Annotated in this window: 17 protein-coding genes; 9 read left to right on the top strand and 8 right to left on the bottom strand. The window is 69.7% G+C overall.

Annotation, left to right across the window (positions count from 1 at the left end; translation table 11 throughout):
• Positions 1-96: 96 nt before the first annotated feature.
• From DJ019_RS19020 to DJ019_RS18995, 6 genes are all read right to left on the bottom strand, one after another.
• Positions 97-1,803 (bottom strand): ATP-binding protein, encoded by a 1,707-nt coding sequence (locus DJ019_RS19020; protein ID WP_165844084.1) that lies wholly within the window; start codon positions 1,801-1,803, stop codon positions 97-99.
• Positions 1,804-1,876: 73 nt separating this feature from the next.
• The gene (locus tag DJ019_RS19015) at positions 1,877-2,671 is read right to left on the bottom strand and encodes an enoyl-CoA hydratase/isomerase family protein (RefSeq protein ID WP_111278021.1); all 795 of its coding nucleotides are present in this window, start codon (positions 2,669-2,671) and stop codon (positions 1,877-1,879) included.
• 10 nt (positions 2,672-2,681) lie between these two features.
• Positions 2,682-3,461 (bottom strand): SDR family NAD(P)-dependent oxidoreductase, encoded by a 780-nt coding sequence (locus DJ019_RS19010; protein WP_111278019.1) that lies wholly within the window; start codon positions 3,459-3,461, stop codon positions 2,682-2,684.
• 83 nt (positions 3,462-3,544) lie between these two features.
• Positions 3,545-4,246, bottom strand: a complete 702-nt coding sequence (locus DJ019_RS19005) for a nucleotide-binding protein (protein ID WP_276310042.1) — start codon at positions 4,244-4,246, stop codon at positions 3,545-3,547.
• A 140-nt stretch (positions 4,247-4,386) separates the two neighbouring features.
• Complete coding sequence (locus DJ019_RS19000) at positions 4,387-4,644, bottom strand: hypothetical protein (protein WP_111278015.1); 258 nt, start codon at positions 4,642-4,644, stop codon at positions 4,387-4,389.
• Between the two features lie 63 nt (positions 4,645-4,707).
• On the bottom strand, positions 4,708-5,475 hold the full coding sequence (locus tag DJ019_RS18995) for a competence/damage-inducible protein A (protein WP_111278013.1): 768 nt from the start codon (positions 5,473-5,475) through the stop codon (positions 4,708-4,710).
• A 54-nt stretch (positions 5,476-5,529) separates the two neighbouring features.
• Between DJ019_RS18995 and sfsA the strand changes: the two genes are divergently transcribed.
• From sfsA to DJ019_RS18975, 4 genes are all read left to right on the top strand, one after another.
• Positions 5,530-6,243 (top strand): DNA/RNA nuclease SfsA, encoded by a 714-nt coding sequence (sfsA, locus tag DJ019_RS18990; RefSeq protein ID WP_111278012.1) that lies wholly within the window; start codon positions 5,530-5,532, stop codon positions 6,241-6,243.
• A 41-nt stretch (positions 6,244-6,284) separates the two neighbouring features.
• Entirely contained in the window at positions 6,285-7,103 is an 819-nt protein-coding gene (gene map, locus DJ019_RS18985) for a type I methionyl aminopeptidase (protein WP_111278010.1), read from the top strand.
• A 123-nt stretch (positions 7,104-7,226) separates the two neighbouring features.
• Entirely contained in the window at positions 7,227-8,105 is an 879-nt protein-coding gene (locus DJ019_RS18980) for an ABC transporter ATP-binding protein (protein ID WP_111278008.1), read from the top strand.
• Between the two features lie 17 nt (positions 8,106-8,122).
• A complete protein-coding gene (locus DJ019_RS18975; protein WP_111278006.1) occupies positions 8,123-11,701 on the top strand; it encodes an ABC transporter permease/M1 family aminopeptidase in 3,579 nt (1,192 codons plus the stop codon).
• A 3-nt stretch (positions 11,702-11,704) separates the two neighbouring features.
• Here the strand turns inward: DJ019_RS18975 and DJ019_RS18970 are convergent, their stop codons facing one another.
• Positions 11,705-11,995, bottom strand: a complete 291-nt coding sequence (locus DJ019_RS18970) for a DUF6958 family protein (RefSeq protein ID WP_111278004.1) — start codon at positions 11,993-11,995, stop codon at positions 11,705-11,707.
• Positions 11,996-12,275: 280 nt separating this feature from the next.
• Here DJ019_RS18970 and radC point away from each other — a divergent pair, with 280 nt between their 5' ends.
• Together radC and DJ019_RS18960 are read left to right on the top strand one after the other, a co-directional pair.
• Positions 12,276-13,025 (top strand): RadC family protein, encoded by a 750-nt coding sequence (gene radC, locus DJ019_RS18965; protein ID WP_111278002.1) that lies wholly within the window; start codon positions 12,276-12,278, stop codon positions 13,023-13,025.
• Positions 13,026-13,101: 76 nt separating this feature from the next.
• The gene (locus DJ019_RS18960) at positions 13,102-13,494 is read left to right on the top strand and encodes an endonuclease domain-containing protein (protein WP_111278000.1); all 393 of its coding nucleotides are present in this window, start codon (positions 13,102-13,104) and stop codon (positions 13,492-13,494) included.
• An 89-nt stretch (positions 13,495-13,583) separates the two neighbouring features.
• Here DJ019_RS18960 and DJ019_RS18955 read toward each other — a convergent pair whose 3' ends face one another.
• A complete protein-coding gene (locus DJ019_RS18955; RefSeq protein ID WP_111277998.1) occupies positions 13,584-14,735 on the bottom strand; it encodes a saccharopine dehydrogenase family protein in 1,152 nt (383 codons plus the stop codon).
• Between the two features lie 75 nt (positions 14,736-14,810).
• Here DJ019_RS18955 and DJ019_RS18950 point away from each other — a divergent pair, with 75 nt between their 5' ends.
• The 3 genes from DJ019_RS18950 to DJ019_RS21595 are packed head-to-tail and all read left to right on the top strand — an operon-like array spanning position 14,811 to position 17,485.
• Positions 14,811-15,878 (top strand): beta-N-acetylglucosaminidase domain-containing protein, encoded by a 1,068-nt coding sequence (locus DJ019_RS18950; protein ID WP_111277996.1) that lies wholly within the window; start codon positions 14,811-14,813, stop codon positions 15,876-15,878.
• A complete protein-coding gene (locus DJ019_RS18945; protein WP_165844083.1) occupies positions 15,875-16,852 on the top strand; it encodes an aspartyl protease family protein in 978 nt (325 codons plus the stop codon). Before DJ019_RS18950 ends, DJ019_RS18945 begins: the two co-directional genes overlap by 4 nt.
• A gap of 15 nt (positions 16,853-16,867) precedes the next feature.
• Positions 16,868-17,485 (top strand): DUF4142 domain-containing protein, encoded by a 618-nt coding sequence (locus tag DJ019_RS21595; RefSeq protein ID WP_111277992.1) that lies wholly within the window; start codon positions 16,868-16,870, stop codon positions 17,483-17,485.
• The last annotated feature ends 86 nt before the right edge of the window (positions 17,486-17,571 follow it).

Raw genomic sequence — 17,571 nt, 5'->3', positions numbered from 1 at the left:
GCGGGCTGTGACGGAGTTCGATGGCGGTGCGCCGACGAGCGTGTGAACATTCGCGGTCGGATCGGCGACCGCGGCGTTACGGGGCTGTGGATAGCCTCAGGCGGCCCTGCGGTCCTTGGCGGCGCGGCCGGCCTCGATCAGCGCCGCGACCAGCTCCCGGGGGTCGATCGGTTTGCTGACGAAGGCATGGACGCCGACGCTCGCCCACTCCGCGCGGTGATGGTCGAGCGCGTTGGCGGTCAGGGCGACCACCGGAGCGCCGGCGTTGGGGCCCCGGCTGGACTTGATCCGGCGCGTCGCCTCCACGCCGTCCAGCACCGGCATCTGCATGTCCATGAGAATGGCGTCGAACGGACGCAGCCCGGCGGCCTCGACGGCCTGTGCGCCGTCCTCGCAGAAGGTGAGGTCGCAGCCGAGTGGGCCAAGCAGCAGTTCCACGACCCGACGATTCACCGGATGGTCCTCCGCCACCAGGATCGCGAGCCCCCGCAGGACATCGTCGCCGATTTCGGCGTCGCCCTCGATCTCGGCGGGCGAAGCATCGCCCCCCGCCTCCACCAGGGGAAGCGTCAGCCGGAAGGTCGAGCCCTGGCCCGGCGTGCTCTCCACATCGAGAGCTCCGTCCATCATCGCCGCCAGCCGGCGACTGATCGCCAGGCCCAGACCGCTTCCGCCATGCTTGCGCGTGGCCCCGGCGCCCGCCTGCTCGAACGCCCCGAACAGCCGCGACAGCGCCTCGGGCGGGATCCCCACCCCTGTATCCGCCACCTCGATCACCAGGCGCTGCGGCGCGGCCGCATCCAGGCCGAGCCGCACCGTGACGGCGCCGGCTTCCGTGAACTTCACGGCGTTGGATATGAGGTTCGACAGGATCTGCTTCAGACGCAGGGGATCCATGACGACGTGCGTCGGCGCCACCTCCGCAATCTCGAGCCGCAGTTCCAGTCCCTTGTCGGCCGCCCGCGGACTCCACAGCCTGTGCAGCCCCTCGAGGGTTCGCCCCAGGTCCATCGGCGTCGGTTCGATCGCCATCTTGCCGGCCTCAATCCGCGACAGGTCCAGCACGTCGTTGAGCAGGCTGAGCAGGACGTCGTTCGCATCCTTCAGCATCTCGACCTGTTCGCGCTGGGCCTTGTTGAGCCTGGACCTGCCCAGCAGGTTGGCGGCCGAGACGATGGCGTTCATCGGCGTGCGGATCTCGTGGCTCACGGTGGCCAGGAAGTCGGACTTGGCCGTGCTCGCCTCCTCGGCCCGCTCGCGCTCGGCCTGGATCTGTCGGGTGGTGGTGTCGGCCTGGCGGAAGGTCACCACCAGGTGCCCCAGGTAGAGCACGCCGGCCATCACGATCGTCCACATGATCGGCTCGCCCAGCACGACGCTATAGAGCGGCATGGCCAGCAGGATCGCCGCGTGCGGAATGATCGCCGCCAGCAGCATCCCGCGCACGTGGTGCATGTGGATCGTGACATGCAGCAAGCTGCCGCTCACCAGCAGCACGCCCAGCAGCCGGCCCGTCTCGCTCCCGTCCACCCAGAGATAGACGCCCAGGCTGGAGTAGATCACCGAGTTGCAGAACACGGCGGCCATCCAGACAGCCTGCGCGCCCCGGCTCGGGACGCCACGCATCGCACGGGTGTTGATCGTGTCGACGAGCTGGCTCACGACCACCGCCGCCAACCAGGCGGGCGGCCCCCAGGTCGGCGTGATGGCGAACGCCGCCGCCGCGACCATGGCCGCAACGAGGATGCGGGTCTTCAGCTCCCGCCGCCGCACGTCGGCCAGCACCGCGTACGAATTGTCCATCGAGCGATCGTCCCCGCCTGCGCGAGGCGCATCGTGCGGGAGGTTGACGAGAAACCCGTTAACGCAAACGGGGTTACGTGAATTTCGGCTTTCGCTTTTCCTTGTGCGACGCCAGCCCCTCGGCCGCCTCCGGTCCGGTGAAGCCGAGGAACTCCAGCGCCAGAGAAGCATCGAAGGCCGGCCCGGCGGTTCTCAGCCAGTGGTTCAGCGCATGCTTGGTCCAGGCGATGGCCCGCGTGGCGCCATTCGCCAGCTTCGTCGCGACCTCCAGCGCCTTGCCGTCTAGCTCGCCATCCGAGACACACAGCGAGACGAGCCCGATCCGCTCCGCCTCGGCCCCGTTCAGCGGGTCGCAGGTGAGCAGGTAGTACTTGGCCTTGGCCATGCCGCAGAGCAGCGGCCACACGATGGCGGCATGGTCCCCCGCCGCCACGCCCAGCCGGGTGTGGCCGTCGATGATCCGCACGTCGGGCGTCACGATCGAGACGTCCGCCAGCAGGCCGCAGACCAGTCCGGCTCCCACCGCCACGCCGCGCATCGAGCTGACCACCGGCGTCTGGCAATCGATGATGTTCATGACGATGTCCCGGGCCTCGCGCATCACGCGGGCCCGGACCTCGAAATCGTCGACGATCTGCTCGATCATCCCGAAGTCTCCGCCGGCCGAGAAGGCGGTCCCCTCGCCGGTCAGGATCGCGCAACGGACGTCGGGGTCGGCGTCCACGTCGCGCCAGATCTCGGCCAGCTCGCGGTGCATCACCACGTCCGCCGCGTTCAGCTTGCCCGGATTGCTCATGACGATCCGGAGCACGCCGTCCGCCGGCCGCTCGAACTTCAGCCGCTCGTAGCGGGCGTAGCGATCGCTCATCGCGGCCTCCTCAGAAGATGGTGTAGCCGCCGTCGATGACGAAGCTGTCGCCGGTGTGGAACTTCGAGGCGTCCGAGGCGAGGTACACCGCGATGCCCGAGAAGTCGTCGCCCTCGCCCCAGCGGCGCATGGGCACGCGGCCGATGGCCTTGTCGTTGAACTTGTCGTTGGCCTGCAGGCCGGAGGTCATGTCGGTGGCGATCCAGCCCGGCAGGATCGAGTTGGCCCGGATGCCGTAGCGCGCGTACTCGACCGCCAGGCCGCGAACCATCGACAGCACCGCGCCCTTGGTCGCGGCGTAGGCCTCGTTGCGCGGCGCCCCGTGGATCGCCGACGTGGACGAGGTCACCACCAGCGAACCGCCCGGATCGCCCGCCCGGGCGCGCTCCAGCATGTGCTTGGCCGCCTCTCGGAAGGTCCAGAACACCGCGTCCAGGTTGACGGTCGTCACCCGGCGCCACTTCTCGGTGGTCATCTCCTCGAACGGCGCGCCGCCGCCGATGCCGGCGTTGGCGGCCACGAAGTCGAGCCGGCCGAAGGTCTTGATCACCTCGGCGACGCCCGCGACGATGGCGGCCTCGTCGGCGACGTCCACCTTCTGGACCAGGACTTCCACGCCGTAGCGCTTCAGCTGTTCCTCGGCCCTGGCGTTCTTCTCCGGGTTCTGGCCCCAGATGGCGACCTTGGCGCCCGCCGCCGCGAGGCCTTCGGCCATGCCCAGGCCGATGCCACCGTTGCCGCCGGTCACCAGCGCGACCTTGCCGGTCAGGTCGAAGGGTTTGAACGCCATCTGAGAAAGCCTCCCGCTCTTTGCTTGAGGGGACTTCTCGCGGCCGACCCTGCGTCGGTCAAGGCGTGTCGGCGCCGATGGCGTCAGGCCCGGGCGGCGATCTCGGAGCGTCTGGCGGCCAAGCCGGCCAGGTCGTCGTTGGCCGTCGGCACGGCGGGGGCGGCCTTGCCGTTCAGCCGGCGCCAGGCCTGGGCGAACAGCGCGCGGACTTCCTTGGCCGCCGCATCGCCGCCTTCCGCCTCTAGCACCGAGCGCCCCTGGGCGAACGCCGTCTGGTAGATCATCCGCGAGCGCAGCGCCGTCGGGGCCACCGGCAGATTGGCGAACCGCAGCGCCTCGAAGGCCTTCAGCACGCACGGAGGCTCCAGCCCGCCCCGCGATGGCGGGCACTGGTTCAGCACGATCAGGCCCTCGCGGCCCAGGCGCTGGATCACCGCCACCGACTGCACCGTTGCGGCCAGATCCAGATAGGTTGGGCGGGCGACGGCGACGCACAGGTCCGCCATCTTCACCGCTTCTGCGACGTCCGCCTCCGGCGCGGCCGGCGTGTCGATCACCAGCAGGTCGACGCCCGAGCGACGGCAGGCCTCGGTGAGGGTGAACAGCTTGGACGCCGAGGTCTCGAAGAGAAGGCCGGGCGGCTCGTCCCGGCCTCGCAAGACTTCCGTGGCGCTGCGGAGGGGGTCGGCGTCGGCCAGAACCGCCCGGAGGCCCGCGGCCCGCGCCGCCAGCGTCAGGTTGACCGAGACCGTTGTCTTGCCCGCCCCGCCCTTGCGAGACATCACGGTTAACGTCTTCACGCGCGCCCCCGAAGCCCGAACTCACGCGCCCGGAATCGGCGCGCAGCTTCTGAAGCTTTCAGTAGTGCACAACTTATCCACAGGCGAAACCCCTCGCCTGTGGATTGTGTCGGCGAACGCTGATTTCAGTTCGACTGGTACGGCTTGTTGCGCTGGGCCTGCTCGACCATGTCGCGGTCATCGACCGCCCGCGCGTCCCACTGCTCCTGGGTCATGCAAGTGCGCGTCTTCATCCGGCTGCCGATCTGGGCTTCCTTCCGGCAGATCAGGCCGTCCTTGTTGACCTTCTCCACCTTCGCCGCCTTGGCCGGCGGCGCGGCCGCGGGCGCGGCGGCGGGCTCTGCGGCGGCGAACAGCGCGGCGGCCAGCACGAGGGAAATCATCGGTCACGCTCCTCAGGAGGACGAAGCTCAAGGTTGTGACCAAGGGATAGCACCCTACAGTTTTCACGCAACGTCGATCTCCCGGACGTTGTCGATCCCCGCCGCCTTGAGCGCCGCGATCAATTCCGCGATCACGCCGGTCAGCGCCTCCGGGTCGCGGCTGCGGATCACCAGGTTGGACCCGTAGCCATCGGGGCTGAAGAACGGATAGCTGCCCAGCGACATGTCGGGATGGGCCTTGGCCACCACCTCCAGCGGCGCGGCGATCGCGCCCTCGCCCGAACCTTCCACCCGCACGGTGCGCGACACCGTCGGCCGCCCGCCCCGCATCCTGGGCCCCACGTCCTCCAGCATCCCCCGCATGATCTGCGGCACGCCGGCCAGGGTGAAGACGTTGCCGATGGTGAAGCCGGGCGGTCCCTGCACCGGGTTTTTCACCAGGTCGCCGCCCACCGGCACCCGCGCCATCCGCCGCCGCGCGGCGTTGAGCTGGTCGCCGAAGCGGGCCTCCATCATGGCGATGATCTCGGGGTGCTCGAACAGCTCGACGCCGAACGCCTCGGCCACGGCGTCAGCCGTGATGTCGTCGTGCGTCGGGCCGATGCCGCCGGTGGTGATGACGTAGTCGTACTTCTCGCGCAGGGCGTTCAGCGCTCCGACGATCTCGTCCATGACGTCGGGCACGGTTCGCGCCTCGGCCAGGTCCACGCCGATGACGTTCAGATAGCGGGCGATGTCACGCAGGTTGGTGTCCTGCGTCCGGCCCGAGAGGATCTCGTCCCCGATGATCAGCACCGCACAGGTGACCCGATCGTCCGCACCGCTCGCCATACGCCTGCCCCTCGCCTACATCCGGTTTCCGTTTCCTCCGGACTAAAGCCATCCATGGACTTCCCGCAACCGCTCGTCCGCGGCGTTCTCGTCCGCCGCTACAAGCGCTTCTTCGCCGACGTGGTTCTGGACGACGGGACCGAGGTCACCGCCCACTGCCCGAACCCCGGCGCGATGCTGGGCCTGAACACCCCCGGCCTGCCCGCCTGGCTGTCGAAGTCCGACGACCCCAAGCGCAAGCTCGCCCATACGCTGGAGCTGGTGGAAGCCGACGGGGGCCTCGTCGGCATCAACACCCTGCACCCCAACCGCATCGTCGCCGAGGCCCTCGCGGCCGGCGCCATCCCCGAGGTCGCGGGCTACGCCACCCACCGCCGCGAGGTGCGCTACGGCGCCAACAGCCGCGTCGACTTCCTGCTGGAGCACCCCGATCGCGCGCCCTGCTGGCTGGAGGTGAAGAACTGCCACCTGCGCCGCGCCGGGACCCTGGCCGAGTTCCCCGACTGCGTCGCCGCTCGCTCGCTGAAGCATCTGCGCGAGCTGACCGCCATGGTCGAGGCCGGCGAGCGCGCGGTGATGCTGTTCGTGATCCAGCGCACCGACTGCGACGTCTTCGCGGCCTGCGCCGAGCTCGATCCGGCCTATGCCCGCGGCCTGGAGCAGGCCGCCGCCGACGGCGTCGAAGTGCTGGCCTACCGCTGCGCCATCACGCCGGAGCGGGTGACGCTGGCCGACCGGATCCCGTGGCGCGACGCCGCGCGCGGTTGAATTCCGGCCCCCGCGCTGCGACATAGGCGGCTGGAGCTCCCATGACCGACACCCTCGACGGCGAATACCGCACCGGGCAGATCAAGCTGCACGGCCCCGAAGACTTCGAAGGCATGCGCAAGGCCGGCCGGCTGGCGGCCGAGTGCCTCGACATGCTGACGCCTTACGTCGTGCCGGGCGTGATGACCGGACGCCTGGACGACCTGGCCCGGGAGTTCATCCTCGACCACGGCGCCCTGCCCGCCTGCCTGGGCTATCGCGGCTATACGAAGACGGTCTGCATCAGCCCGAACCACGTGGTCTGCCACGGCATCCCCGGCGACCGGCCGCTGCGCGAGGGTGACATCGCCAACATCGACGTCACCGTCATCGTCGACGGCTGGCATGGCGACACCTCCCGGATGTACGGCGTCGGCGCCGTGGCCCCGCGGGCCAAGCGGCTGGTCGACGTGACCTACGAGGCGCTGGAGCGCGGCCTGGCGGCCGTGAAGCCCGGCCAGAAGACCGGCGACATCGGCGCGGCCATCCAGCAGTACGTCGAGAGCATGCGCTGCTCGGTGGTCCGCGACTTCTGCGGTCACGGCCTGGGCCGCGTGTTCCACGACGCCCCCAACATCCTGCACTTCGGCCAGAAGGGCACCGGAGCCGAGCTGAAGCCCGGCATGTTCTTCACGATCGAGCCGATGGTGAACCTGGGCAAGCATCCGGTGAAGCTGCTGGCCGACGGCTGGACAGCGGTGACCCGCGACAAGTCCCTCTCGGCCCAGTGCGAGCATTCAGTGGGCGTGACCGAGGACGGCGTCGAGATCTTCACCGCCTCTCCCACCGGCCAGTTCAAGCCGCCGATCGACGCGGCCTGATCCCTCCGCGGCAGGGATGTCGCCGCTGTAACCTCGCCCTTCGTCGCAGGTTACATATCCCTCACTTGCCCCCTCGTCCGGCCGAAGGCAGCTTCGCGCCAGGGACGGGGTGAAAGTGAGACCATGCTTTCCATCAAGGGCCTGACGCACGTCTACCCGAACGGGACGCGCGCGCTGGACGGCGTCGATCTCGAGATCGGCAAGGGCATGTTCGGGCTGCTGGGCCCGAACGGCGCCGGCAAGTCGACTCTAATGCGCACGATCGCGACGCTGCAGACGCCGACGTCCGGCCAGATCCGCTTCGGCGACATCGACGTGATCGCCCAGCCCGAGGCGCTGCGGCGCACGCTTGGCTACCTGCCGCAGGACTTCGGGGTCTATCCGCGGGTGTCCGCCATGGACCTGCTGGACCACATGGCGGTCCTCAAGGGCATCGCCGGCCGAGGCGAGCGCCGCGACACCGTCGAGACCCTGCTCCAGCAGGTAAACCTCTGGGACGTGCGCAAGAAGGCCGTGGCCGGCTATTCCGGCGGCATGCGCCAGCGCTTCGGCATCGCCCAGGCGCTGATCGGCCAACCCTCGCTCATCATCGTCGACGAGCCGACGGCCGGCCTCGATCCGGAGGAGCGCAACCGTTTCCTGAACCTGCTGGCAGAGATCGGCGAGAACGTGGTGGTGATCCTTTCCACCCACATCGTCGAGGACGTCTCCGACCTCTGTCCCCGCATGGCCGTGCTGGCGGGCGGCCGCATCCTCACGGAGGGCGCGCCGGCCGAGCTGGTCGCGGGCCTGCATGGCCGCATCTGGCGCCGGGTGATCGACCGTCATGAGCTGGAGGCCGAACGGGCGCGCCACCAGGTGATCGCCAGTCGGCTGTCCGGCGGCCGCCTCGTGATCCACGTGCTGGCCGACGTCCGTCCCGACGACGCCTACGAGCCCGCCGCCGGCGGCCTGGAAGACGTCTACTTCTCGACCCTCGCCGCCTCGCGCCGCGCGGCCTGAGCGAAGGGACGCCCCGCATGTTCGGCAGGATCGCGGCCTTCGAGCTGCGTTATCAGCTCCGCCAGCCGGTCTTCTGGATCGCCGGCCTGATGTTCTTCGCCCTGGTGTTCGGCGCCGTCGGCATCGACCGCATCCAGATCGGCTCGGGCGGCAACGTCCACAAGAACTCGCCCAAGGCGATCGGCGAGATCGTCATGGTGATGACGGTCTTCTTCATGTTCGTCTCCACGGCGTTCGTGGCGAACGTGATCGTGCGCGACGAGGAGACGGGCTTCGGCCCGATCATCCGCTCCACTGCCGTGCGCAAGTTCGACTACCTGTTCGGCCGGTTCTCGGGCGCCTTCGCGGCCTGCGCGCTGTGCTTCCTCTTCGTCCCCGCGGCGATCTGGATCGGCTCCCTGATGCCCTGGGTCGACCCGGAGACCATGGGTCCGAACCGCTTGGGCGACTTCGCCTTCGCCTACGTCTGGCTGGCCTTGCCCGGCCTGTTCCTCACCTCCGCGATCTTCTTCGCCCTGGCGACCGTCACCCGCTCGATGATGGCCACCTACCTGGGGGTCGCGGGCTTCCTGGTCGCCTACATCGTCATGAGCGTGGCGCTGCAGGATCCCAGCCGCCTGCCGCTGGCCGCGCTGGTCGAACCGTTCGGCCTGGCGGCCTGGGAGCTCTCGACCCGCTACTTCACGGCCGCCGAGTCCAACACGCGGATGCCCGACCTCGCGGGCCCGCTGCTGACCAACCGGCTGATCTGGATTCCGGTCGCCGTCGGCTTCCTCGCGCTCGCCGGCCTGACCTTCCGGTTCGAAGCGCGACCGACGCGGGCCCGCCGCACCCTCCTCGCAGGCCGGGACGTTCCGCCGCCTGGGCTGAAGCCCCTCGCCGCGCCGGGCAAGGGCCTGGCCGTCGCCTGGGCGCAGCTTGCCAGCCGCACCCGGTTCGACATGGCCCAGGTGTTCAAGAGCCCGGCCTTCGGTGTCCTCCTGGCCCTCGGCCTCTTCAACAGCCTGGGCAGCCTGATCTTCGGCGCCGAAGCGGACGGCGCGGCGCTGTATCCCGTGACGCGGTGGGTCATCACGACCCTGCTGGGCAGCTTCGCCTTCCTGGTCCCGATCGTGGCCGTCTACTACGCTGGCGAGCTGGTCTGGCGTGAGCGCGAGCGGCGCACCCACGAGATCATCGACGCCACGGCGGCCCCCGACTGGACCTTCGTTGTTCCGAAGACCCTGGCCATCGCCCTGGTGCTGATGGCGATGCTGGCCGTGAGCGCCCTGACCGGCGTCGCCGTCCAGCTTTTCTCCGGCTTCCATCAGACCCAGCCGGAAAAGTACCTCCTCTGGTACATCCTGCCCCACGCTCTGGATTTCACGCTCATCGCCGTGCTGGCGGTCTTCTTCCAGGCGGTCTCGCCGCACAAGTTCGTGGGCTGGGGCCTGATGGTCCTCTACCTGATCGCCATCCTGGTGCTGCCGACCATCGGCTTCGAGCACAACCTCTACCTATATGGCGGCCGCCCCTCGGTTCCGCTGTCCGACATGAACGGCCAGGGCGATTTCGCCGGCTACGCGGCCTGGTTCCGCGCCTACTGGAGCGCCTTCGCCGTCCTGCTGATGGTGCTGGCCTGGGGGCTGTGGCGGCGCGGGACCGAGACTCGGTTCAGCCCGCGGTTGAAGCGGCTGCCGCGTCGCCTGGTGGGCCCGGGCGGCGTGATCGCTGGGGTCGCGCTCCTCGCCTTCGCCGGCCTCGGCGCGCACATCTTCCGCAACACCAACATCGACAACGAATACCGGACCAGCGTCGAGGGTGAGCGCTGGCTGGCCGACTACGAGAAGGCCTTCCTGAAGTACGAGTCGCTGCCGCAGCCGTCGGTGACCGACGTCGAGCTCGACCTCGACCTGCACCCGCGCGAGCCGAAGCTGGTTACCGAGGGGGTCTACCACCTGCTCAACGACACCGGCGCGCCCGTGCGCGAGTTGCACGTGCGCCTCGACCGCGACACCAAGGCCCTGCAGATGTCGGTCAATGGCGCGAGCCGTGTGCGCACCTTCGACCGCTTCAACTACCGCATCTTCACCTTCGACCGCCCGCTGATGCCCGGCGAGCGCACCGCCCTGTCTTTCCAGACCGTCATGGGCCAGTGGGGCTTCAAGAACTCGGGCAACATGACCCGGATCGTCGACAACGGGACCTTCGTCGACAATTTCGAGTTCGCCCCGATCGTCGGCATGGACCGCGCGCGCCTGCTGCAGGAACGCGCCAAGCGGCGCAAGTACGGCCTGACGCCCCAGCTCCGGCCCGCCAAGCTGGAAAACCGCTCCGCCCAGGCGCGCAACTACCTCGCCAACGCCGACTGGGTTAACGCCGACATCCGCGTCACCACCGACGCCGACCAGACCCCGGTCGCGCCGGGCTACCGGATTTCCGACGAAACGAACAAGGGTCGCCGGACCGTCCGCTACCGCACCGAGGCGCCGGTGCTGCACTTCTTCTCGGTGCAGTCCGCCCGCTACGCCGTCCGGCGCGAGAGCTACAAGGGCGTCGAGCTCGAGGTCTACCACGACCCCCAGCACCCCTGGAACGTGGAGCGGATGATCGCCGCCCTGAAGACGGGTCTCGACTACTACCAGGCCAATTTCGGCCCCTACCAGTTCCGCCAGGCGCGCATCCTGGAGTTCCCAGACTACGCCGCCTTCGCCCAGGCCTTCGCCAACACCATGCCCTACTCCGAAGGCATCGGCTTCGTGGCCGACAACACCAAGCCCGACAAGATCGACTACGTCACCTACGTCACCGCCCATGAGCTGGCGCACCAGTGGTGGGCGCACCAGGTGATCGGGGCCGACATGCAGGGCGCGACCGCCCTCTCCGAGACCCTGGCCCAGTATTCGGCCCTGATCGTCATGGAGAAGACCTACGGCGCCGACCGCATCCGCAAGTTCCTGAAGTACGAGCTGGACCGCTACCTCCGCTCGCGCGGCGGCGAAGTCGTCGAGGAACTGCCGCTGATCCGCGTGGAGAACCAGCCCTACATCCACTACCGCAAGGGCTCGCTGGTCATGTACCTGCTCCGCGACCGGCTGGGCGAGGCCAAGGTCAACGCCGCCCTGCGCCGGCTGCTCCAGCAGCACGCCTTCAAGGGCGCGCCCTATCCGCGCTCCCAGGACCTGGTGGACGCCCTGCGCGCCGAGGCCGGGAACGATCCCGCGGCGCAACAGCTGATCAGCGACCTGTTCGAGAGGATCACCGTCTACGACCTCAAGACCCGGACCGCCGTGGCCAGGAAACGGGGCGACGGCCGCTACGACGTCACCCTGACGGTCGAGGCGAAGAAGGCCTATGCCGACGGCCAGGGAAGCGAGACCGCGGTCGCGATCCCGGCCGGCGAGGCGTTCGACCTGGGCGTCTTCACCGCCGAACCCGGCAAGCCGGGCTTCACGTCCAGGGACGTCCTGGCGTTCAGGCCCGTGTCGCTGAAGTCGGGCGTCCAGACGCTGACGGTCACCGTGGACCGCCTGCCGAAGTTCGCGGGGGTCGATCCCTACAACAAGCAGATCGACCGGGCGTCCGACGACAACGCCATCGCGGTCGAGGCGCGCTGATCCTCAGGTACGCCGCCACCGCAGCGGCTTGCCGGCGTCACGGACCACCAGCCCCTTGGCCTCGAGGTCGAGTTGCACGGTCTTAGCCCACCAACTGGTTGTCGTTCCGGGGAAGAGAGTGACCGGCAGGGCCTGACGCATCGCCAGCATCATCTCCTTCTGGCTCATGCCGGGCGCCGTTCGTGGCAGCAGCGCCAGCATCGCCTCCCGCGCCGCCGCATATTTGCCCGCGTCCACCCGGGACATGTGGCCCGGGTGATTGACGTTCTCGACCTCCACCATGGCGCGCACCATCGCCTCGCCTCCAGCTATTCGCCGGGAAATTGGCGCACGAATTCGCGCAGAGGCCAAGCCGAGCCACTCCGTGGGCCTCAGGCGGTCGGCGCCGCCATGATCATCGCCACCATGACGACCGCCACGGCGACCACCCCCAGCAGGGTCGAGACCTTCATGTCCCTTGTGCTCCCATCACCCCCTCAAGCGTAGCCGTCGACGGTTAAGAACGGGTCCCCCGATCGGGGGTCCGGAATTCGGCCTTGCCAAACCGGAACATTTTCGGAACATTTGACGCGTCATGGTCCGCCGATACGCCGCCGTCGAGGATGCCTCGCCCCAGCCGGAACTGTGGCTGAGCCGGTCTGCGCCCGCGCCCAAGCCCCACTACGCCGGCCATCGCGAGCGGCTGCGCGAGCGGGCGACCGCCGGCGGCCTCGCCGCCCTGCCCGACTACGAGGTGCTGGAGCTCTTCCTCTTCCGATCGGTCCCGCGGGGCGACGTGAAACCGCTCGCCAAGCAGCTCCTGGGCCGCTTCGGCTCGCTGGGCGGCGTCCTCGGCGCCACCCCCGAGGATCTGCGCACGGTGGCGGGCGTCGGCGAGGCGATCGCCCTGGACCTCAAGCTCCTCCACGAAGCGACCCTGCGGACCGCCCGCGAACAGGTGGCCAGGCGCCCGGTCATATCGTCCTGGAGCGCCCTGCTCGCCTACACGAAGACCGCCCTCGCCCATGAGGCGCGGGAACAGTTCCGCGTGCTCTTCCTCGACAAGAAGAACCAGCTCATCGCCGACGAGGTGCTCGGCCGCGGCACCGTCGACCACGCTCCGGTCTACCCGCGCGAGGTGGTTCGCCGTGCGCTGGAACTCTCCTCCAGCGCCATCATCCTGGTGCACAACCACCCCTCGGGCGACCCCACGCCCTCCAGCGCAGACGTCGACATGACCCGCCAGGTCGTCGACGCCGCCCGCCCGCTGCGCATCGCCGTCCACGATCACCTCGTCGTCGGCCGCGACGGCGTCGCCAGCTTCAAGGCGCTGGGGCTCATGTGATGCCAGCTGAGCACCAAACCTCCCCCATTCATGGGGGAGGGGGACCACGAAGTGGTGGAGGGGGCGGCGCCCCACCATGAGAGCCGACGGAAACGTCCTTATCCGCGCCCGCCGCCTGCGGAAGAACATGTCCCTGCCCGAGGTGATGCTGTGGCGCTGCCTCCGTGGCCGCGGCGACGGAAAGCCGGTGTTCCGCCGCCAGCACCCGCTCGGTCCCTACGTGCTCGACTTCTACTGCGCAGCCGCGTCGCTCTGCGTCGAGATCGACGGCGGCGGCCACGGCTTTGGCGATCGACCCGGGCAGGACGCGCGAAGAGACGCCTATCTCCGCAACCTTGGGATCGAGACTCTGCGCCTGAACGCCAGCGAGGTGATCGCCCACACCCAGAGCATCGCCGATGGTGTCGTTGCGGAGGCGGTAGCGCGCGCCCACCGCCCCCTCCCCCCTTCGGGTCCCCCTCCCCCGTGAACGGGGGAGGTTCGCGCTATCAACGTCTCCAAATACCTCCCCCATTCATGGGGGAGGGGGACCACGAAGTGGTGGAGGGGCGGTGAGGCCTATTCCACCGTGAACGTGAATCCGGCGTGCTGGGCCAGACGCTCCACCAGACGGCCCTGCAGCGCCGCGCCGGGCGTCCAGATTCCGCCCGCCACGTCGGGCGCGCGCACCAGGGCGATGCCCGTCTCGGCCAGCATCTTGGACGTGGAGCCATAGCCCGGGTCCTTGTCGCCCTTCACCGAGACCCGCACCTTGCGCCCATCGGCGGCGATCCCGACGAACAGCACGTCGAAGAAGCCGGTCTCCCGCTCCTCCTTGGTCGGCCCCTCGCCCGGCTTCGGGCCGCCGCCCGGCAGCGAGCCCAGGTCGGTGAAGCCCACCGAGCCCGCCGGCCCGCCCATCACCATCTCGTCGTAGACGAAGTCGCGACCGTACGGATGGCCCATCAGCAGGTTCGAACGATGGACGTTCTTGACGTTGATCACCGCCATCATGAACGGCCCCACCGGCCCCACGTCCGGGTCCTCCTCGGCGGTCGTTCCCTGCGGCTGCGCCGGTCCCTCGAAGCCGGGCGTCAGGCCGAACGGGCTCATCATCACCGCGAGCTGCGAGGGGTCTTTCTGGATCGCCGCCATGGTCGCAGCCCCGCTGGCCGCCGTCCCGCCGGAGAGGCCGCCGCGCATGCCGCGCACGCGCCCCTTCACCCGCGGGGCCGGCCCGCCCAGCTTCGCCTTCGCGGTCTCCTGACAGAAATAGACGCCCACCTCGAAGGGAATGGAGTCAAAGCCGCACGAGAACAGGATGCGCGCGCCCGAGGCCTTCGCCGCCGCGTCGTGCTGGTCGATCATCCGCCGCATCCAGTTCGGCTCGCCGCAGAGGTCGAGGTAGTCCGTCCCCGCCGCCGCGCAGGCCGCCACCAGGTCGGAGCCATAGAGCTGGTAGGGCCCCACGGTCGAGATGATCGCCTTGGCCCGACCAACCATGGCCTTCAGCGAAGCCGGGTCGGAGGCGTCGGCCACTACCAGCGGCGTATCCTTCGGCGCGCCGATCTCGTCGCGCACCTCCGCCAGCTTTCCGGCGGATCGGCCGGCCATGGCCCACTTCACCTCCCCGCCCACGCCGTAGCGCTGCGCCAGGTGCTCGGCGACCAGTCGGCCGGTGTAGCCGGTGGCGCCATAGACGATCAGGTCGAACTCGGCGTTGGGGTTCATGGGGTCCTCCGATTCAGGCCCGCGACCTTACGAATTTACGCTGTTATCGCAACGGCCAGCGGCTATGCAGTCAGCATGACCCCGGAACTCGGCATCATCGAGGGCTTCTTCGGCCGGCCCTACGGTTGGGACGAGCGGGCCGACATGGTCCGCGCCCTCGCGCCCGCCGGATACGGCTTCTACCTCTACGCGCCCAAGGCCGACGCGCACCTCCGCCGCCGCTGGCGCGAGCCCTATCCCGACGCCACCATGGCCGCCCTGTCCGACCTCGCGGGCGTGTGCCGGGACGCTGGCGTGCGCTTCGGCGTGGGCCTGAGCCCGTACGAACTCTTCCTCGACTTCGACGGACCCGCCAAGGACGCCCTGGCCGCAAAGCTGGCCCAACTCGACAGCCTGGGCCTCGCCGACCTCGGCGTGTTCTTCGACGACATGAAGGGCGACCTGCCCGACCTCGCCGCCCGCCAGGCCGAGATCGTGGACTGGATCGCGGACCGCACCGCCGCCGGCCGGGTGATCGTGTGCCCCAGCTACTACACCGACGATCCGGTCCTGGACCGCGTCTTCGGCCAGCGCCCGCCGAACTACCTGGAGGACCTGGGCGCCGCCCTCGATCCTGCCTTCGAGATCATGTGGACCGGCGAGGAAGTCTGCGCCCGCGAGTTCTCGCCCGGCCACCTCGCCCGCGTCGCCGGCCAGATCCGCCGCAAGCCGTTCCTGTGGGACAACTATCCCGTCAACGACGGACCGCGCATGAGCCAGCATCTGCACCTGCGCGCCTTCACCGGGCGGCCGGCCTCGATCGGCGCGGAGATCTCGGCCCACGGGATCAATACGGCGTCTCAGGCGGTTCTCTCGCGCATCCCGGCGCTTACCCTGGTGGAGAGCTATCGCGACGGCGCGGACTACCAGTATCTCGCCGCCTTCCGCCGGGCAGCCGAGACCGTGCTCGGCCCGGACCTTGCCGACGGGGTCGAGCGCACGCTCCTGCTGCTGGAGGACACTGGTCTCGGCGGCCTGGACGACGAGCGCAAAGAGCGCCTGCGCGCGCGGTTCGGCGCCTTCGACCATCCTGCCGCCCGCGAGATCCTGGACTGGCTGGACGGCGCCTTCGCCATCGGCGCGGACGAGTTGCAGACCCAGTGACCAGCCGTCGCGGGCTCCTGCTGCTGGCCGCCGCCGGCGGAGCGGCGCTGTTCCTGGTGCGCGACCGCCTGCCGCGCGACCTGGACGTCCGGTTCGCCAATGGCCGCGCCACGCCCTGGCTGCCGCTGGCGCCCGGGCGCAACCTCGTGGAGATCGACGCGACGGTGTCGGGCCGGCCGGTCCGCGCGGTGGTCGACACCGGCGCCCAGTTCACGGCGGTCGACCGCGTCCTGGCCGAGAGCCTCGACCTGCCCCGCACCCTGGCCGCGCCCGTCCTGGCCTATGGCGTCTCGGGCGGCCCGACGCTCACCCACACCGTGACGCTGGACGTCGGCGTGCCCGGGCTGCATGCGCCGGGACTGCGGGCGCCCGCCCTCGACCTGGCCGCACTGTCCGCCGCCACCGGCCGCGAATTCCAGCTTCTGATCGGCCGCGACGTCCTGCGCGAGGCCGTCCTCGAGATCGACTTCGCCAGGGACCGGATGCGCTTCCTGTCGCCCGGGGCGTATCGCCTGCCGTTCGACGGCCAGGTGATCCCGCTGAAGCAGCGCAGCGGCGGCGCGCCCACCGTGCCGGTCAGCATCGAGGGGCGGCCGCCGATCGACCTGCTCCTCGACACCGGCGCAAGCGGCTGGGTGGCCCTTTCGGAAGCGGCTGCGCGGGACGCCGGCCTGCTCGCCCCCGGACGGCCGGTCACCCGCGCCCAGTCCGTCAGCCTGGGCGGCGTGCGCCTCGATCGCGTGGTGGAGGCCCGCCAGCTCGCCATCGGCCACCTCGCCCTGCGCCATGTCCCGGTGCAGATCTACGCCCCGGCCATCCATGCGCCCGCCCCCGCGGGTCTGGTGGGGGCCAGCGCCCTCCAGGGCATGCACGTGGCGGTCGACCTCGCTGGCCGCCGGCTCATCCTGGCCGCGCCCACGCTGATGATCGTTCCGGAACAAAGCGCGCGTCGCCCCAGTTCTCCCGCCCAGTAGTCCAGGGAGAGCCCGATGAAATCCGCCATGCTGGTTGCGGCCGCCGCCGCGACCGCCCTTTCGCTCGCCGCCTGTCAGAAGACCGACAGCCAGCCGACCGCCGACGCCGGCACGACCAACGACGCGGTCAACGCCGCCCAGGACGCCACCAGCGCCGCTGTCGGCGCAGTCTCGGCCTCCACCATGGGCCAGGTTTCGACCGACGCCTTCGTCACCAACGCCGCGATCAGCGACATGTACGAGATCGAGGCCGGCAGGATCGCCCAGCAGAAGGGTCAGTCCGCTGACGTGAAGGCGTTCGGCAAGATGATGGTGACGGACCACACGGCCATGTCCAACGCCATGAAGCCGCTCATCGTGGCGGCGGGCAAGACCGCGCCGACGGGCCTCGATGAGCGCCGCAAGGGCCTCATCGACAACCTCAACGCCGCCAGCCCCGCCGACTTCGACAGGACCTATCTCGCTCAGCAGGAGGCCGCGCACAGCGAGGCCCTCACCCTGATGCAGGGGTACGCCGACAACGGCGACGACGCCGGCCTGAAGGGCGCAGCGGCGAAGGCGGTTCCGAAGATCCAGGCTCACCTCGACCAGGTGAAGAAGCTGCAGTCCGGCGCCGCGCCTGCCGCCAAGTAACCTCGCCTCTGCACTGGAGGCCGCCGCCGGACCGGTCTAAGCCGGACGGGTGAGCCGGAGCGAACCAGGAAGTCAGACAGCAGCGC

The sequence above is a fragment of the Phenylobacterium kunshanense genome (assembly GCF_003254525.1).
GTDB classification, from domain to species: Bacteria; Pseudomonadota; Alphaproteobacteria; order Caulobacterales; family Caulobacteraceae; genus Phenylobacterium; species Phenylobacterium kunshanense.
This window is presented reverse-complemented; position numbering and strand designations above follow the sequence as displayed.

What these genes read in the sequence shown, in the direction of transcription:
- DJ019_RS21595 (WP_111277992.1), top strand. Translation starts at nt 16,868, where the DNA reads ATGAAATCCGCCATGCTGGTTGCGGCCGCCGCCGCGACCGCCCTTTCG.
- DJ019_RS18960 (WP_111278000.1), top strand. Translation starts at nt 13,102, where the DNA reads ATGAGAGCCGACGGAAACGTCCTTATCCGCGCCCGCCGCCTGCGGAAG.
- map (WP_111278010.1), top strand. Translation starts at nt 6,285, where the DNA reads ATGACCGACACCCTCGACGGCGAATACCGCACCGGGCAGATCAAGCTG.
- sfsA (WP_111278012.1), top strand. Translation starts at nt 5,530, where the DNA reads ATGGACTTCCCGCAACCGCTCGTCCGCGGCGTTCTCGTCCGCCGCTAC.
- DJ019_RS19020 (WP_165844084.1), bottom strand. Translation starts at nt 1,803, where the DNA reads ATGGACAATTCGTACGCGGTGCTGGCCGACGTGCGGCGGCGGGAGCTG.
- DJ019_RS19010 (WP_111278019.1), bottom strand. Translation starts at nt 3,461, where the DNA reads ATGGCGTTCAAACCCTTCGACCTGACCGGCAAGGTCGCGCTGGTGACC.
- DJ019_RS18955 (WP_111277998.1), bottom strand. Translation starts at nt 14,735, where the DNA reads ATGAACCCCAACGCCGAGTTCGACCTGATCGTCTATGGCGCCACCGGC.
- radC (WP_111278002.1), top strand. Translation starts at nt 12,276, where the DNA reads ATGGTCCGCCGATACGCCGCCGTCGAGGATGCCTCGCCCCAGCCGGAA.
- DJ019_RS18980 (WP_111278008.1), top strand. Translation starts at nt 7,227, where the DNA reads ATGCTTTCCATCAAGGGCCTGACGCACGTCTACCCGAACGGGACGCGC.
- DJ019_RS18995 (WP_111278013.1), bottom strand. Translation starts at nt 5,475, where the DNA reads ATGGCGAGCGGTGCGGACGATCGGGTCACCTGTGCGGTGCTGATCATC.
- DJ019_RS18950 (WP_111277996.1), top strand. Translation starts at nt 14,811, where the DNA reads ATGACCCCGGAACTCGGCATCATCGAGGGCTTCTTCGGCCGGCCCTAC.
- DJ019_RS18970 (WP_111278004.1), bottom strand. Translation starts at nt 11,995, where the DNA reads ATGGTGCGCGCCATGGTGGAGGTCGAGAACGTCAATCACCCGGGCCAC.
- DJ019_RS19000 (WP_111278015.1), bottom strand. Translation starts at nt 4,644, where the DNA reads ATGATTTCCCTCGTGCTGGCCGCCGCGCTGTTCGCCGCCGCAGAGCCC.
- DJ019_RS19015 (WP_111278021.1), bottom strand. Translation starts at nt 2,671, where the DNA reads ATGAGCGATCGCTACGCCCGCTACGAGCGGCTGAAGTTCGAGCGGCCG.
- DJ019_RS18975 (WP_111278006.1), top strand. Translation starts at nt 8,123, where the DNA reads ATGTTCGGCAGGATCGCGGCCTTCGAGCTGCGTTATCAGCTCCGCCAG.